This is a genomic window from Clostridium sp. FP1, assembly GCF_011065975.2.
Classification (GTDB): domain Bacteria; phylum Bacillota; class Clostridia; order Clostridiales; family Clostridiaceae; genus Clostridium_AD; species Clostridium_AD tagluense.
This window is the reverse complement of the sequence record NZ_JAAMNJ020000001.1, coordinates 1,017,208-1,034,000: the sequence shown is the minus strand read 5'-3', so window position 1 is coordinate 1,034,000 and position 16,793 is coordinate 1,017,208. Positions and strand designations below refer to the sequence as shown.

Here is a 16,793-nt window from a genome sequence, read left to right as displayed (position 1 = left end):
AAAGTAAACTCCCAGTTTTTACTACGACCTCAGAGATCATAACAGAAACTGGGAGTTTATGCCCAACTTTTATAATTAGATTTTTGTACTTATTAATATTAATTTTGTTTATTATCTCTCTCAAATATAACTTTCCCTGCACAAACCTTAGACTTACCAAACCACATACATTTTGCACAATTCAAGCATTTTCCAGTATCTTTGCCTTCTTTGGCATCATTTGCCCAATTAGGATTTATAAGAAATCCTCTAGCAATGTCTACAATGTCTACATTTGTTTCATTTAATATTCCTTCTGCAATCTCCGCGGAATTAATTCCATTAACTGCAAATACTGGAATTGAAACTTGTTCTTTAATTCTTTCAGCTGCATAAACAGCATTAGAGTATTTATACCCTTCATTTACATGCATTTCCTGTTCACTCATAAATCCATAAGAAATATCAAGGAAATCTATTCCATTTTTTTCTAATACTTTAGCATAATGTATTCCGTCTTCTATTGTTGGTTCAAATCCTCCCAAACGGATTCCAACAATGAATTCTTTTGGTGTTACTTTTCTAATCCCATCTATTACTTCTACAACAAATTTTTCAGGATTTTTGCCATATTCATCAGTTCTCTTATTTACTTTTTTGTTTAAAAACTGACTTATTAAATATGCGTGGCATCCATGAAGTTCAACCCCATCATAGCCTGCTTCATAGGCCCTTCTTGTAGCTTCAATATAATCATTTTGTATAGATTTTATATCTTCCCTAGTCATTTCATGTGAAGCGACGCTTCCAGCATATTTTTTATATTCATAGGGACTTGGACATATTGGATTTTCTGATATTCCAACAACTCCTGCATGATGAATTTGAATAAATATTGGACAGCTTTCTTCGTGAACTGCATCAACTATACTTTTTAGTCCTTCAATTTGATCATCTTTCCATATTCCAAGCTGCTTTTCTAGTAGTTTCCCATCACCATTAACACAGGTAGCTTCTTGAATTATGAGTCCTGCTCCACCTTTAGCCAATTCTTTATAACGTTCTACATTTTCAAATGCTACATATCCATCATCTCTAAATCCAATAACAATTGGAGGAACACAAATACGATTCTTCATTTTTACATTTTTAATACTAAACTCTGTAAATAATTTTTTCAAAATTCCACACTCCTATTTCACTATTTGATTTGTTATTGGCCAATAGTATTATTTTAAGTTTAATATGAACTTAATGCAAGTACGCACTTTTTTTATTCATAGTTTCAAAAATAATACTAATAGAATAGGGAGTTGCTAAAAGATTATAGGATATTGAAAAAGATCTTTTTTCCTGTAATAATAATGATAAGTGATATTATAATAAGAGATTAGGTCAGAAAATCAACCTAATATAGAGAGGAATGAATATATATGGAATTAGTTAATATTTTAGGTACTGGAAATGCTATGGTTACAAAATGTTATAACACATGTTTTACGATTTCAAAGGGTAAAGAACATTTATTGGTGGACACTGGTGGTGGAAATACCATACTTTCAAACCTAGAAAAATTAGATATAGGTATCAATGAAATCCATCATGTTTTTATATCCCATAGACATAACGATCATATTTCTGGCATTGTTTGGATTATTAGGGCTGTGGCTCAGCAAATTATTAATGGAAAGTATGAAGGTAATCTAATTATTTATTGTCATAAGGATAATATTGACGCAATAAATACATTAACCAGCATACTTTTAGATGAAAAATTTACAAAGCACATTGGAAATAGAATACTATTTAATAAAATTCATAATAACTGTACGTGTACTATATTAGATTGGAATGTAGAGTTTTTTGATATTAAAAGCACTAAACAACTTCAGTTTGGCTTTACCACAATCCTTAAAAACGGAAAAAAATTAGCATTTTTAGGAGACGAGCCTTATAAGGAAGCTTTACTTAAATATGCCAATAATGTAGATTACCTCTTTCATGAAGCTTTTTGTTTGTATTCAGAAAAGGATATCTTCAAACCTTATGAAAAACATCATGCTACAGTAAGGGACGCATGTGAAACCGCCTCTAAATTAAATGTAAAAACCTTAGTTATGTTTCATACTGAAGATAAAAATATATTAAGCAGAAAAAAACTATATATTGATGAAGGTAAGGAATTTTTTTCAGGGAATATTATTGTTCCTGATGATTTAGATATTATTCAACTGTAGATACTATGAACTTAGCAAACAATAACTAGTTGCTTTCAGTGAAAAAAAAGGGCTAAGAGATTTCTCCCTTAACCTAAATATTCTTTTTCAAAGGCATGGATTGCTTTTAATTTCCTTTTTGCAAATACATATATTTATCATCCTTCACAAATTATATTACATCTGCTTTAATGTACGCTTTAAGAATTCCTTGGTACGTTCCTCCCTTGGATTATTGAAAATTTGCGCTGGACTTCCTTCTTCTGCTATGACCCCTTTGTCCATAAATACTACACGGTCAGATACTTCTTTTGCAAACTCCATTTCATGAGTTACTATTAACATAGTAAGACCAATTTGCGCAAGTTCCTTCATAACTTTAAGAACTTCACCTACCATCTCAGGATCAAGGGCTGATGTTGGTTCATCAAAGAGCATCACATCTGGTTCCATAGAAAGTGCTCTTGCGATAGCCACACGTTGTTTTTGGCCACCTGATAATTGTTTTGGTTTTGCATTAACATATTGCTCCATTCCAACCACTTTCAAATATTTCATAGCTACTTTTTCTGCTTCCTCTTTGGAACGCTTTAACACTTTTATTTGTCCAACCACGCAGTTGCTTAAAACATTATGATTATTAAATAAGTTGAATTGTTGAAACACCATACCAAGCTTTGTACGGTAGGCGTAGATATCATGTTTATCATCTAAAATGTTTTCTCCTTTATAGATGATTTCACCACCACTAGGTTTTTCTAGAAGGTTAACGCACCGAAGAAGAGTAGATTTACCAGATCCAGAAGAACCTATGACGCAGACTACTTCGCCTTTATTTACTGAAAAATCAATGTCTTTTAACACTTCATGATTTCCAAATGATTTGCTTAAATGCTGTATATTAATTATTTTTTCCATACTTCCTACTCCTTCGCCTAATATTTATTCTCGTCACTATTTCTTGTTCTACGACACATATCTTCCGGAGTTTCTACCTGCATTTGATTAGCATACATAATATAATTGTCCGGACCATCTAATTTCCTTTCAATGTAGCGCAAAATCCTTGTTATTGTGAAGGTCATTATAAAATACAAAATACATGCAACAAAAAATGTTTCAAAATATCTAAAATTATTTCCTGAAATTGATTTTGTTTGGAAATATAATTCTGTTACCGAAATTACATTAAGTACTGATGTATCTTTTATATTGATTACAAATTCATTACCCGTTGCTGGTAAGATATTACGAATTACTTGTGGTATTATTACACTCGTCATAGTTTGAATATGATTCATACCTATAGCATGAGCTGCTTCAAATTGTCCTTTATCGATAGAAACAATACCACCACGGATAATTTCTGACATGTAAGCCCCTGTATTAATTGAAACGATAAAAATTGCTGCATATAACCTATTCATATTTATACCAAATGCTAAAGCAGATCCGTAATAAATTACCATTGCTTGTACAATCATAGGCGTTCCACGGAATATCTCTATATAAACAAAAAGAATAGCATTAACAATTTTAAGCATGACTCTTTTTATTCCTCGCTGGGGCATTGGAATAGTACGTACAACCCCTATTAATAAACCGATTATGGAACCTATAATAGTACCCACCATGGAAATTAAGAGTGTCGTACCTGCTCCACGTATGAACATTGGCCAGTTATTTGAAATGATTTTTACTACCCATTCAAAGCTCATCTTTCTCCTCCTTATATCATAAATAAATACTATTTAGCTGATGGTTGGTTCTTTATTGCAGCATCCATAATGTTTTTACGATCTGCTTTTGAAATACCAGCTAATGTTTTATTGATTTTCACAGTTAAATCACTACCTTTTGCAATCCCTACAGCAATTGACGTATCCGCGTCTGTTGTAGTAAATCCACTTTTAAATTCTACCATTTTAAATCTTTTATTTGCAGCCTCCGAACTAACGCCTTCAGGACGTTCTGATACGTACCCATCAATCATTCCTGATTCAAGAGCAACTCTCATGGCAGGAAAGTTGTCCATAGCTGGTTCCTTGTTTACGCCTTGAATTTGATCTATTACTGAATAGTGGAATGTATTTAATTGGGCAGTTATTTTTGCTCCCTTAAAATCCTTAATAGAAGTGGCTGCATCATATTTTCCACCCTTTTTAACAAGCATAACTAAATCTGATTTATAGTAGTTATCCGAGAAATCAATAACCTCTCTACGTTTTGCTGTGGGTGACATACCTGCAATAATTGCATCTACTTTACCCGAAGCTAATGCTGGTACAAGACCATCCCACTCAGTTTTAGTAATAACCAATTCTTTTCCTAAATCTTTGGCAATCTTTTTAGCGATTTCTACATCATATCCGCCTGCATATTCTGAGCCGCCTTCAATTTTAACCCCACCATTAGAATCATCCATTTGAGTCCAGTTAAATGGTGCATATCCGGCTTCAAGACCTACTTTAAATTTTCCACCCGCCTCTTCTGCTTTTGCCTCTTTTGAACTACTGCTTGACCCACATCCTGTTAAAAGCATAACTACTGATAGATATGCTACTATTAATAATGATAATTTCTTTTTCATAACTACTTCTCTCCTTCTTTTGTACTAGATTCATATAATATATTTAAATTAAAAATGCCACCCTTACATTAGGTGGCACTATTTAATCCTCTTAGGAATTTCCCCAAACAAAAAAAGACCTGAGATAAACTCAGGTCTCAACATGCATAGTTGTCCCTAAACCTCTTCTTTTCCCAAATGAGATAGCACAACTCAATAAACCGGGAAGTTTATTGAGACAGTCCTGCAACTCTTAACTGCAGACCCAGCAAATAATATTGAGATTTTATTTGCTTCGGCGACCTTTCCTTCTCTCTAGTATCAATGCTTCTCAAACTCCACTAAAGACTGTTAAATGTCGCGCCTCTACCCCACATATAAAAGTGAGGTCTTATAAAATTATATTGTTTAGTGTATAACAATATATTAAATTTGTCAACCTGCCTTACCTCTTTTTTATTGATCGTTATTTTTCTACTCAATTGCAATATTTTCAAATAGTTATGAAGATTATGCTCTCTATTATTTCATTAACTCTTAACCCTGGATTTTAATTCCAGTTAATTCAAAGAAATTATCTTCTAATACTTTTAATAATCTCTCAGTGGAAATTGCTTTTCTCTTTGAAACGCTTTTTATAACATTAATTATTACTCTAGGATAGCCATAATCACCATTTACCCATTCTAAAGCTGTTGGTCCATCAGTCTCCACAAGTAATCTATCTATTGGAATCCTAGCTAATATTTCTTCTGTTAATTTAGAGTAGTCTATATCAACACTTATAGTGAAATAGCAACCTAGCTCTATAAATTTATCTAAGGTTTTAATATCACCACTATACCAATGAATAATTACTTTACTATAGCTATAATGCTTAAGAATATTATATATTTCTTCCTCTGCACCTTTTGTATGTATACATATAACTTTATCTCTTTTAATACTTTCCTCTAATATAAAATTGAAAATCCTTCTTTGTGCCTCATAGGTACCGTTATCCTCTGCCCAAAAGAAATCTAAGCCTATTTCCCCTATAATCTTGCTTTCTTCAATATAAGGGATTAAATCTTCAAGCTCCCCCTTATATTCCGCTGCCTTCCATGGATGTATTCCAAAGGTAGCTTTAATATATTGACTCCTTTTGCTATATTCCTTATTTTTTAAGTAACTCTCCATATCCATACCACTCGCAATAGTTAGGATTTTAAGGTTATTAATTTCATTAATAGCATACTCTATCTTGTTATTAAAGAAGTCTAAATGACTATGTGCATCAATATACATTACTTTCTCCACTTCCTTTAAATATTCTATTTTGAATGAAAAGTCGTAATGTTAGTTATCCAAATACTGATACATATCCATTGGAATCCTATCAATGACTTCTCTCTCAATAATATAATTTATAAAATTACCATCTCTCCTTTTACGAAGCACCCCCGCTTCATGCATAATTTTAATTGATATTATAAAACCTTAGCCTTCCCCTTTGGCTTTTGATTAACTATTTAGTTAATCAAATAACCATTTCCCTTAGGCTAGGGGTAGTATAATCACGCAGGAAGGTATTGTCAATGATTACTTGAACAATAATGTTTATCTTTAAAGTATATAGAAATTTTGTCCCCACCGAGGTTGTAACCATAAGTAGCTAGCAGAGATATTAATAAACCACTTTCAGTAGCAGTTCACAGCAATAATTTGTTTCCATAAAGAGTATATATACTCTAGCTTATATAGTGTAAACATAGAAAAAACCATTCATATATTAATCTATAATATTATATTTTATGGAGGAAATAGCTATGTATATAAATATAAGATTAGTGAAGGGTTACCCTATTTCAATTATGGTTATCGATGAGGTTGCAGTCCAAAGGTCAGTGGACCTTCAGAAAAAGGACCTTTATATTGGAAACCACCTGGTTTTATTCCTAGTATATATAAAGCAAAAGCTCTTGGTTTCACAAAAACACCTGGTACAAATATTCTTAGCCAATCAACAATTGACCACTGCATGAAAAAACATACGTATACTTGGTTGAATAACGGTACTGAATTTTGGTCCGTACCTATATTAGTAAGGAATAATTATATCCATATATGGATTTGGAACAAAGTTAAATGGACGTATTATATAATGATTTTAGATAATATTGATAGCTTTATATGCTACTGACCCACTTCTCTATTTTGACCTGAGAACTTAGTAACACAATTAGAGATTTAGATTTGAGAATATTTGTGCAACAAAAAATAGTGCCTTTTCACAGGCACTATTTTTCTAAGCTACATCAACTGCAATAGTATCAGTAGTAATTATTTTAGCCTCTTTCTTACCAGTTAAGTCACCATTAACTGATCAACTTGCTTTTTAACTTTCTTACAATAAGTTTAATCACCATATAAATGGTTACTATGCACATTTTTAGACAAGCCTCATAATATAAATTGAAAACAATAAAGGAGGTTTTTCTATGTCTCATAAATCTCACTCTACTGAAACTCCCACACATAAATGAATGAGGTTCTTGAATACTAAATAACTTCTTTTATACTCTCATTTATAATAAAACCTATAAATTACAACATATAAAAACTAATTATTTTCTTCAAGAATTTCACTATCAAGCATCACAATTGACACATTAACGATAGTATATGGCTCGTTTCAAAACCTAAGTATATTATATCGTACTAAAATAACCATGTCTAATGGTATATTTTAGTAGTGCTATCCATCCCACACCTAAAGAGAGTGGGCTTTCCGCACAAATTCTTTGTAATAATAGTGCTAATGATAGATCTCATCGAAGACATAATAATGACTCTAATGATTCGTGTAATGATAGATCTAATCAAAGATGTAATAATAACTCTAGTGATTGGTTTGATGATTGGTTTGATGACTGTGAGTGATCATCATGGTCAATAATATTAAAATTGTAACCATTATAAAAAATTAATACACAAGCCATTAATTCTTATAACTAACTAGTTCCTCTTATAGTTATAAAATAAGTTAAATATTAAAGGCATTTAGCCAGTATATCGAACTACCGAAGTTTATTATTTCGGTAGTTTTTCATTGATAAATTTTCTGCCACTAAAGTAGTATTTATATCTTGGCCTATCATTACAATATTTGTAGAAAGTTCTATTGTAAATTCACTATGTTACAAACATTGTTAATGTTTTACAATTATTCCTTTATAAATAATAAATATACATGTAATTATTGATAATATTAATCCTACAATTCTAGATATTCTGATATTAGTTGGGAAACTGTATGAGAATGTAAATACAACTAAATATAATAAAGAAGCAGTAAATATCAAAACTATTATTAATATTATTAATGCTTTATGTTTGTTTATCCTTTTATTTCCAAAGTAAAAATATATTATTATAAAAATTACTAATGAAAATGCAGATGCACGTATACAATCCGAATCCATTATGATCTCAACAATATTAGGATATCCATTTTCAATTTCTTTGTAAAAGAAAAACTCCAATAGTTTTAAAACAAAGATAATAATATACACTTTCATTCCCTCCATTAAATTGCGCTTTATGATTTTTAATTGACTTTACAAATTTTGAGAGGCACCTTATACAGTTACATCATTAGTTCCTTTTTCTTCCCATTCAGCAATTTGTTTTAACCTATCTATTATAGGGAGGTGTTGGGTGCATTCTTCTAGGCACTTGCCACACTTAACACATTCAGCAGCAAATTTCTTATTACTCATAGAGTAATTCCAATATTCTAAGCCATAAACAGACTGAATCATTTCGTCATCGCTTTTCTTAAACATTTGTTTTTCATTGTAAAACAACATGTATCCTGGTATATTAATTCCTTTTGGACAAACTTTACAATATCCACAGCCTGTACAAATCTCATTCATGTTTTCGCCTACTAAATTTCTTAGATTATTAATATCTTCTTTTATAAAAGGCTTTGATTCATCAGCTATCCTGCAAGCTTCATCAATATCGTGATTGCTTCCAAACCCAACTAAAGTTATAGTAATTTCAGGACTAGATATATTAAATCTCAAGGCTAATTGTGTGGCTGTTTCTCCGTTTTTTGTTAAAAAATCCAATTCTTTTTCATGACTCGGAATAGACCCTCCACTTAATGGATTCATTGCCACAACACCATATTCATTTTTATAAGCATGAGTTACCCCCTTCCATCTATACGGGAAGTTGAGTAAATTAATTCCCATGGTAACTCCTTCAAACTTATTTTCATCTAGCACCTTTATTACTTCTTCACCTGGTTGGTGGGAGGAAAAAACAATATGATCTATCAAACCATCCTCTTTACATTTAAGTAATCCCTCGTATTGACCTCCTTTTTTCATGCACAATTCATAGTGCTCCATCTTTCTTATACACCAAACATGATAAAAATGAATTTTAGGAACTCCTAATCTCTTTAAAGAGGTCTTTACAGCATTAACTGCTTTTTCTGCGGTATCATACACCTTAGGTTTTCCCTTAGTAGAAACAATAAAATCTAATTTTCCTTCTTTTATCATTTCTCTAAAAGCAACACCAAATATATCCTCGCTTCTATCATCACAATATCCGGGAGCAGTATCAAAATAGTTTATTCCTTTACTATAGGCATATTTAATTAATTCTGCATTTTCCTCATTACTTTTGCTTAAGTCAAATCTTAAGCCTCCAAATCCCACTACAGAAACTTTTTTCTCAGTTTTTCCATATTCAGTATAATTCATAGACCTATCTCCTTTTTAAATATAAAACATAATTGAGAACAATATTCATTATAAAATATTACTCTCAATTTGTTTATTTCGATTATATATAGTAAATACATTATCTTCAATTTATTATAAACTATAAATTATAGAAAACGATTCCAATAATCTTCTAAAAAATAAAAACATCTATGAAATCTCCTGTTATAATTAAGTTATGACAAAAAAAATAACTAAGGAGAAAACATAAATGTTTAACAAGTGAATTATATCAAAACTCTCAACTATATTCAAATTTAAAATTGAATTAAAGATAACTCTTTATGCTTCTAAATTAAGTACCGCAAAATGTTCGATAAGGACGGTTTGATATCGCAGGCAGTGTAGCGTAATCAGCCTGCTCTGTGGAATGCGCGTAGGGGTCTTTCAGAACATCTAGAAGACGCTCCATCACACTGTAGTCTCCTTGTTTTACTGCTGCTTCTAGTGCCGCTTCTACCTGGTGGTTACGAGGGATTAGAGCTGGATTTGAACTCCGCATCAACTTATGGGAGGAGGCTTTCGGTTCTTTCTGCCTACCTAGTCTCTCCTGCCACAGCTCATGCCAATGAGCAAATTCTGTGCTGCCAAATAGTGCAGCATCCCACCGTGTATCAAAAGTTAATGAAATGAAGGTATTAGTATAGTCCGAATGATACTTCTGCATCAAACTGAGGAGTTCTTCAATAAGGGCTTCATCCTGTATCTCCTCGTTAAATATTCCCAGTTTTGCTCTCATTCCCGTGAGCCAGTTGTAGTGATACAACTTAGTAAAATCTGAAATCGCTTCCTGAGCTAGCTTGACAGCCTGCTCCTGATTAACATGTAGCAGTGGCAATAGGGTTTCCGCAAATCGCGCAAGATTCCACTCGGCAATATGTGGCTGATTGCCATAGGCATAGCGGCCTTGAATGTCAATGGAACTGAATACTGTTGCCAGGTCATAGCTATCCATGAAGGCACAAGGACCATAATCAATGGTTTCTCCACTAATGGCCATATTGTCCGTATTCATCACCCCGTGAATAAAGCCAACCAGTTGCCATTTGGCAATCAGCGCGGCTTGACGCTTAATTACTTCCCGAAGTAGAAAAAGATATTGGTTCCCACCCGCATCAACCTCTGGAAAATGTCTTTGCAATGTGTAATCAGCAAGGGCCCGAAGATCCAAAGCTGTGCCCCATTTTGAAACGTATTGAAAGGTGCCGACTCTGAGATGACTTGCAGCCACGCGAGTCATAATTGCACCAAGTTGCTGGGTTTCGCGGACTACAAGCTCACCGGTTGTCACCACTGCCAGGCTGCGGGTGGTGTCAATACCAAGCGCATGCATTGCTTCGCTAATGATGTATTCGCGTAGCATCGGTCCAAGTGCCGCTCGACCATCACCCCCTCGGGAGTATGGCGTTTTCCCTGAACCCTTGAGCTGAATATCAAATCTTTCGCCTGAAGGCGTAATCTGTTCACCAATAAGCATAGCCCTGCCATCCCCAAGCATCGTAAAATGCCCGAATTGATGCCCTGCGTAAGCCTGCGCAAGAGGTAAAGTTCCTTTTGGAACCTGGTTGCCAGCAAGCACCGCTATGCCATCATTGCTTTGCAGCGCCTGGTCGTTAAGCCCAAGGGATGTTGCCAAGGAATAATTGAGAATGATCAACTTCGGTGAAGATACCAGGTTTGGTTTGATTATGTTGAAAAATGATTTTGGTAGACGAGCATAACTGTTTTCTAAGTTCCATCCTGTTTCTATTACTCTTTTTCTCTCTGCCATCCTATCTCCACTCCTTTTCTTCTTATATCCTTTTATTTTACATAAATCAAAAATAATGCATTCTATTATATTTTTAGTTATCTACTTTCTATACCAACACAAGTCAGCCACTTTTAGTTTCTACTTCTGTCAATTTATTATACCCTTTTTTACATTGTAATATATGAGAACTCTTGTATTTATAATACTTACAAATCAAAAAAAGTCCTGAATTAAATTCAAGACTTTTATTTTTTTACAACTATTCTATTTTATAAGTGTTAAAGCATTTAAAAGATTTAAAAGTCTAGTTCCTAAAGTCGTTAACTGTGTGTTTTTTTCTGTATACTTTTGAAACACATTGTCTAATCTTTCATTTGATTTTTCTAGATAAGTTTTCTCTACAGGTACTACTGGTACTATAGGCTCAACTATGGGTAATACAGGCGCTACAACACTAACTGGTATAACTGTTGAAACTACTGAATTTACACAAGTTTTCTTAGTAGTTACATCTTTTACAGCTAACAAAACTGAATCAGCTTCAGTTTTTACTACTGGATCTAATACTATCTTACTACCTTCAATTCTTTTTAATTCTACCTTGACTGCTTGTGCATTTTTAATAATTGTAGTTTTCAAAACTTTATTAGCGTCTTTAACTGTTGCTATTTTATCTGTTTTAACTTTTAAAGCGGCTTTATCTGCTACACTAATAACTGGCTTAACTTTGTCGTATTTATGCTCATTTACCTTTTCAAAGTCTTTATGACATTTATTAAAATTTTTCTTTTCTTCATGATTTTTAAGGAATTTTGCTTCCCATTGCTGAGTTTTTGCATCTTTGACATCTATTTTTTGTGCTACAGAAGTTGGTTTTACATCCTTCGTGGTTTTATTTTGTTCACATGCATAAACCCCAGATGATACACCAATTGATAATGTTAAAGCGAGTACAAATAAACTTAATTTTGTGTTTTTCATGTTAATTCCTCCTCTTATGTATATAACAATTATTAACTGTTATCACACGTTTTATCATTTCACCCTTATATACGATACATGATATGATTTTTTAGAGGGTTTTTTCATTTTACTTGAAGTTTATTTTTGTTTTAAGAAATTATTTATGTTTGCGTTCCCTCTTAAAATTGATAATATCTTCACTTAAATCATCAGTTATTCTTGAAGTTGTAATTTTTTATAAATACAAAAAGCATCTATAAATTAATATAGATGCTTTGTCTAAATGAATTTTTATTTAATTAACTCTACGTCCATATGTAAAATCGCTATTTAGCGGTTGAATTCTAATTACAGCACCTGAGTGAGGTGCATTTATCATGTCACCATTCCCAACATATATACCTACATGATGAGCTGGAGTTCCGAAAAACACCAAATCTCCTGGTTGAAGATTATCTCTAGATATAAGTGTTCCTACATTTTGTTGATCTTCTGAAACCCTTGGTATGTCTACTCCAAAATGTGCAAATACATATTGTGTAAAGCCTGAGCAATCAAAGCCTGAAGGGCTTGTCCCACCCCATACATAATTAACCCCAAGAAAATTTGAAGCATATGCTAAGAGTGAATTAGAAGAAAATGTAGCTCCACCTCTTGAAGGTGTTACACTAGGAGCCGGATTTACTGCACTAAGAGCCGCATTTGCTATTTTATCTGCTGCAGCTTGTCTTGCTTCATTAGCTTGTCTTGCTTCCGCAGCTTGGTCTGTTGCCAGTTGTGCCTTATATTGATTTTCTTGAGCATTTAATTGTGTTACCAATACAGTTTGTTCTGATTTTTGTTTGGTTAAAGTATCCAATTTCTTTTTATTGTCAACTCTTAAAGACATCAACTTTGTATTTTCTGTATCTAGCTCTACTTTCTTTAAGTTAATCGCTACCTTTTTTGTTTCTAAATCACTAATAACATTTTGGTCAAAGGTTATTATCGTTTTGAGATCTTCTACTCTAGATATTAAATCCTCCACACCATTTGAGCTTAGTATAACGTCTATATAGCTTGACGTCCCATTCATATACATTGCTCTCATTCTTTTATCAAAAAGAATCTGTTCTGCTTTAATATCAGCCTCTGCTTTTACAATATTTATTTGAGTTTGTTTAATATGTTCTTGTATATTAGTTATATTATTTTCATTACTATTGATTTTAGACATGATTTTTTCAATCTGATTGTCCATCATCTGTACTTTACTTTCAAGGCTGTTCCTTTGAGTTTGAACCTGTTGAATTTTCGCCTTATCCGACGCAGTATCTGCGTATACACTAGTAAAACCAGTGCTCATAGTTACACCAAGTACCATTATGGCTAAAATAAATTTTTTATTCAATTTTCAATCCTCCTATATATAATTTAATCTTTCGACAAATTATTCATCAAATACTTTTATTGCTTAAATCTAATTACTATAATACACAAAAACAAAAAAAATGTAAAGGAATTAATTATAAATGAAGGATATTTTTGGTATACATAGTTAGTTAGCAAGTGCGCCACTACGAAGTTTTGTGCGATTTTTTTAATATATAAATTTATATTAATGTTTTCAGTTTTTCTAGGGCTTTCCTTTTTATTCTTGCAAATTGATGGTAGCTTTTATCACTATCACAAGCTATTTCTCCCAGAGACTGGTCTGAAAGAATATCCTTAATATAGCGTAGAACCGATTGCAGCACTGCATAATAGTTAGTAATATAAAAATCCCCTACATCTTTTACTGATGTAAGAGATTAATGAATATACTATTATTAATTTTATGCTATTTCTAATGGAGCATTTTCTTTTTTATTTCAATTATTTTTTCTATTGGTATGCCCGCTTCCTTGGCTACTATAACTAATATAGAGGGTCGTAAAACTTATTCTTGCCTTTAATTATTAAAATTTAACCACAATTCCATAGCTCCATCCATCGCTTTACTTAACTCCTCTTTCCTACAGTACAGCTTATTAAGCTCCTCATAATGTACCCTTGAGTCAGCCATAGCTAAATCAATCTCTCTTATTTCATTTTCAAGACTTGTAACCTTGGCTCCAGCTCTATCCTTTTCATATTCCATATTTTTTCTTTGATCAACGTTTCTTGATTTCTTAACTTTTCCACTCTTCACCACCGGCTCTTTAATGGCCTGTTGGGTCAGCTCATCTTTTACACTTTTATAATAATTATAATTACCAGGATAACTTTTAAAAGCATTGTCCTCAATAGCAATAACTCTTTCACCGATTTTATTTATAAAGTATCTGTCGTGAGAAATGAAACATATAGTTCCTTTAAACTCTTCCAGCGCTTCCTCAAAGGTTTCTATGGAATCAATATCAAGATGATTGGTGGGCTCATCTAGTATCAATAAATTCACATCTTCATATAACAGTTTGCTTAAGCTAAGCCTTATTTTCTCTCCTCCGGATAAGTGCTTTACTTTCTTAAAGACACTGCTCCCATAAAACATGAATTTGGCCAGGTATTCCCGTGCTTTCCCCTCTGGCAGGAAAACATCTTCCCTGAAACAATCCAGCACAGTGAGTTCCTCGTTTTTAAAAGTAATTTTCTGTGGCAAATACGCCGCCATTACATTGGCACCTAATTCCACTACACCGGCATCTGGACACTCTTCACCTAAGAGCAGTTTTAAGAAGGTGGTTTTCCCGCTTCCATTTGGTCCGATTAGTGCCACTCTTTCACCGAAATTAATCATTAAATCTGCATCTTTTAAAATAAGCTTATCTTCAAAAGATTTAGAAAGTCCTTCAGCCTTAATTGTCTCATTACCAGATCTTTCAGTTTCTTTAAAGTTAAGCTTCATATTCTTTCTTTCAAACTTCGGTTTTTCAGTTCTTATATATTGACCTCTGGATCGGTAAGACTTGTTACTTTCAGTGTCACTACTTTTCATTTTATCAAGTTTTTTTTGCAGGCTGACAGCTCTTTTAAAGAATTTATTATTATCTACCCTAGTTGCCCAATCTCTTAATTCCTTTACATTCTTCTGTATAGTCTTAATCTGCTTTTGCTGTTCCTTATATTGATGAAATTGTTCAAGCATATTTTCTTCCTTTTGATCAACATAAGAAGAATAGTTACCCTTGTAGGTTATAGATTCCATATCCTCTACTTCTACAATCTTTGTTACTACATTATCAAGAAAATATCTATCATGAGATACAATAATTACAATTCCCTTATAAGCCTTAAGATAACCTTCAAGCCATTCAATTGAATCCATATCCAAATGATTTGTAGGTTCGTCCAGTAGTAATATATCCGGATTATCAATCAAGAGCTTCCCAAGTACTACCGTAGTTTTTTCACCACCGCTTAATAAAGTAAAGTCTTTGTCTAAAAAACTATCATTAAGCTTCAGGCCCGTGCAAATCTTACTTAATTTTTCTTCTACATCGTATCCGCCTTTAACTTCATATAATTGAACCAATTCACTGTACTGTTTTAATGCTTTTTCCAAGACAGTATTTTCTAAAAATTTCATTTCTTCTTCTAATTTACGCATTTTATTCTCTATATTATGAATTTCCTCAAAAGCTAAATTTAAAACATCAATAACCTTTAAACTCTCATGATACTCTGGTATTTGCTCAAGGTAAGCACTGCTGGCTCCTCTGGGCATGTTAATAATCCCTTCATCATATCCATAGCTTGAGGTTTGTGGGTAACCTGGATAGTAATTCATAGGTTCTATTCCCGCAATTAGCTTAAGGATAGTGCTCTTTCCACTTCCATTTACACCTACTATACCAACTTTTTCTCCTGAATAAACTTGAAAGCTTATATTCTTGACAACAAGTGTGGCATCCATATATTTTTTTACACCATTTAATGATAATTCAAACATAAAAATTCCTTCTTTCATCCATATTTTAAATTTAGAACTCTATGGACAGGCAGAAAAAGTTCTTATCTACTATAATCTTTTAAAGTAATATGAAAAATAAAAAGACCATAAGAAGATCATCTCTTCTTACAGTCTGAAACACTCTATTACTACTATAATTTATTAAAATCAGATATAAGCAAAAAATTTATGACGTTAATAAAGCCATCTAATTATTCTGATATATCTTGCACCAAAATTTTAAAAAACTTTGGCTTAATATTTCAAAATAAATTCTTGAAATATCTTATAAATTATAATGTTGAATTCCAGTAAAGTAAGTTACCTTCTAAATGCCTTATTCCATAAAGAGCATAACAATAAAACCTAAATATAATTAGGCAAATTAAAACTCATTATAAAATATATATTAATTTTAAATTAATATTAGCAATTAGCTGGTGTCATAATTTACTATCCCCTTTCAACATTTTTTCTTATTATATCACCTTTTGCATGCAATGTAAATAAGTTGAAATAATGTATTTTTTATATATTAGACTTGGATCTTAATTACATAATTTCTTTAGTAATTCTTATGAATAACTTTGAAAAAAGGGCGACGTAACTGTTGAAATTG

At 32.3% G+C, this 16,793-nt stretch carries 13 protein-coding genes and 1 riboswitch; of the genes, 2 read left to right on the top strand and 11 right to left on the bottom strand.

Annotated features, from left to right (window positions below; translation table 11 throughout):
* Positions 1–98 precede the first annotated feature (98 nt).
* Positions 99–1,160 carry a tRNA-dihydrouridine synthase gene (locus G9F70_RS05120; protein ID WP_164947602.1) on the bottom strand — a complete coding sequence of 354 codons (1,062 nt, stop codon included), beginning with the start codon at positions 1,158–1,160 and terminating at the stop codon, positions 99–101.
* Positions 1,161–1,412: 252 nt separating this feature from the next.
* Here G9F70_RS05120 and G9F70_RS05115 point away from each other — a divergent pair, with 252 nt between their 5' ends.
* The gene (locus G9F70_RS05115; protein WP_164947601.1) at positions 1,413–2,216 is read left to right on the top strand and encodes an MBL fold metallo-hydrolase; all 804 of its coding nucleotides are present in this window, start codon (positions 1,413–1,415) and stop codon (positions 2,214–2,216) included.
* Positions 2,217–2,372: 156 nt separating this feature from the next.
* Here G9F70_RS05115 and G9F70_RS05110 read toward each other — a convergent pair whose 3' ends face one another.
* The 4 genes from G9F70_RS05110 to G9F70_RS05095 all read right to left on the bottom strand — a co-directional run bounded on the left by G9F70_RS05110 (position 2,373) and on the right by G9F70_RS05095 (position 6,051).
* Positions 2,373–3,113, bottom strand: coding sequence for an amino acid ABC transporter ATP-binding protein (locus tag G9F70_RS05110; protein ID WP_164947600.1), 741 nt, complete (start codon positions 3,111–3,113; stop codon positions 2,373–2,375).
* Positions 3,114–3,130: 17 nt separating this feature from the next.
* Positions 3,131–3,913 carry an amino acid ABC transporter permease gene (locus tag G9F70_RS05105; protein ID WP_164947599.1) on the bottom strand — a complete coding sequence of 261 codons (783 nt, stop codon included), beginning with the start codon at positions 3,911–3,913 and terminating at the stop codon, positions 3,131–3,133.
* Between the two features lie 29 nt (positions 3,914–3,942).
* Positions 3,943–4,785, bottom strand: a complete 843-nt coding sequence (locus tag G9F70_RS05100) for a transporter substrate-binding domain-containing protein (RefSeq protein ID WP_164947598.1) — start codon at positions 4,783–4,785, stop codon at positions 3,943–3,945.
* Positions 4,786–4,960: 175 nt separating this feature from the next.
* A riboswitch (Lysine riboswitch) is annotated at positions 4,961–5,141 on the bottom strand.
* Positions 5,142–5,301: 160 nt separating this feature from the next.
* The gene (locus G9F70_RS05095) at positions 5,302–6,051 is read right to left on the bottom strand and encodes a TatD family hydrolase (RefSeq protein WP_164947597.1); all 750 of its coding nucleotides are present in this window, start codon (positions 6,049–6,051) and stop codon (positions 5,302–5,304) included.
* Positions 6,052–7,482: 1,431 nt separating this feature from the next.
* Here G9F70_RS05095 and G9F70_RS05090 point away from each other — a divergent pair.
* Complete coding sequence (locus G9F70_RS05090) at positions 7,483–7,686, top strand: hypothetical protein (protein ID WP_224617423.1); 204 nt, start codon at positions 7,483–7,485, stop codon at positions 7,684–7,686.
* Positions 7,687–7,955: 269 nt separating this feature from the next.
* Here the strand turns inward: G9F70_RS05090 and G9F70_RS05085 are convergent, their stop codons facing one another.
* The 6 genes from G9F70_RS05085 to abc-f form a co-directional block, all read right to left on the bottom strand.
* On the bottom strand, positions 7,956–8,318 hold the full coding sequence (locus G9F70_RS05085; RefSeq protein ID WP_164947596.1) for a hypothetical protein: 363 nt from the start codon (positions 8,316–8,318) through the stop codon (positions 7,956–7,958).
* A 66-nt stretch (positions 8,319–8,384) separates the two neighbouring features.
* Positions 8,385–9,527 carry an aldo/keto reductase gene (locus tag G9F70_RS05080; protein ID WP_164947595.1) on the bottom strand — a complete coding sequence of 381 codons (1,143 nt, stop codon included), beginning with the start codon at positions 9,525–9,527 and terminating at the stop codon, positions 8,385–8,387.
* Positions 9,528–9,843: 316 nt separating this feature from the next.
* A complete protein-coding gene (locus G9F70_RS05075) occupies positions 9,844–11,319 on the bottom strand; it encodes a protein adenylyltransferase SelO (protein WP_164947594.1) in 1,476 nt (491 codons plus the stop codon).
* Between the two features lie 246 nt (positions 11,320–11,565).
* Entirely contained in the window at positions 11,566–12,282 is a 717-nt protein-coding gene (locus G9F70_RS05070; RefSeq protein WP_164947593.1) for a hypothetical protein, read from the bottom strand.
* A gap of 277 nt (positions 12,283–12,559) precedes the next feature.
* A complete protein-coding gene (locus tag G9F70_RS05065) occupies positions 12,560–13,654 on the bottom strand; it encodes an NlpC/P60 family protein (protein WP_164947592.1) in 1,095 nt (364 codons plus the stop codon).
* A gap of 540 nt (positions 13,655–14,194) precedes the next feature.
* The gene (gene abc-f / locus G9F70_RS05060; RefSeq protein WP_164947591.1) at positions 14,195–16,174 is read right to left on the bottom strand and encodes a ribosomal protection-like ABC-F family protein; all 1,980 of its coding nucleotides are present in this window, start codon (positions 16,172–16,174) and stop codon (positions 14,195–14,197) included.
* Positions 16,175–16,793 lie beyond the last annotated feature (619 nt).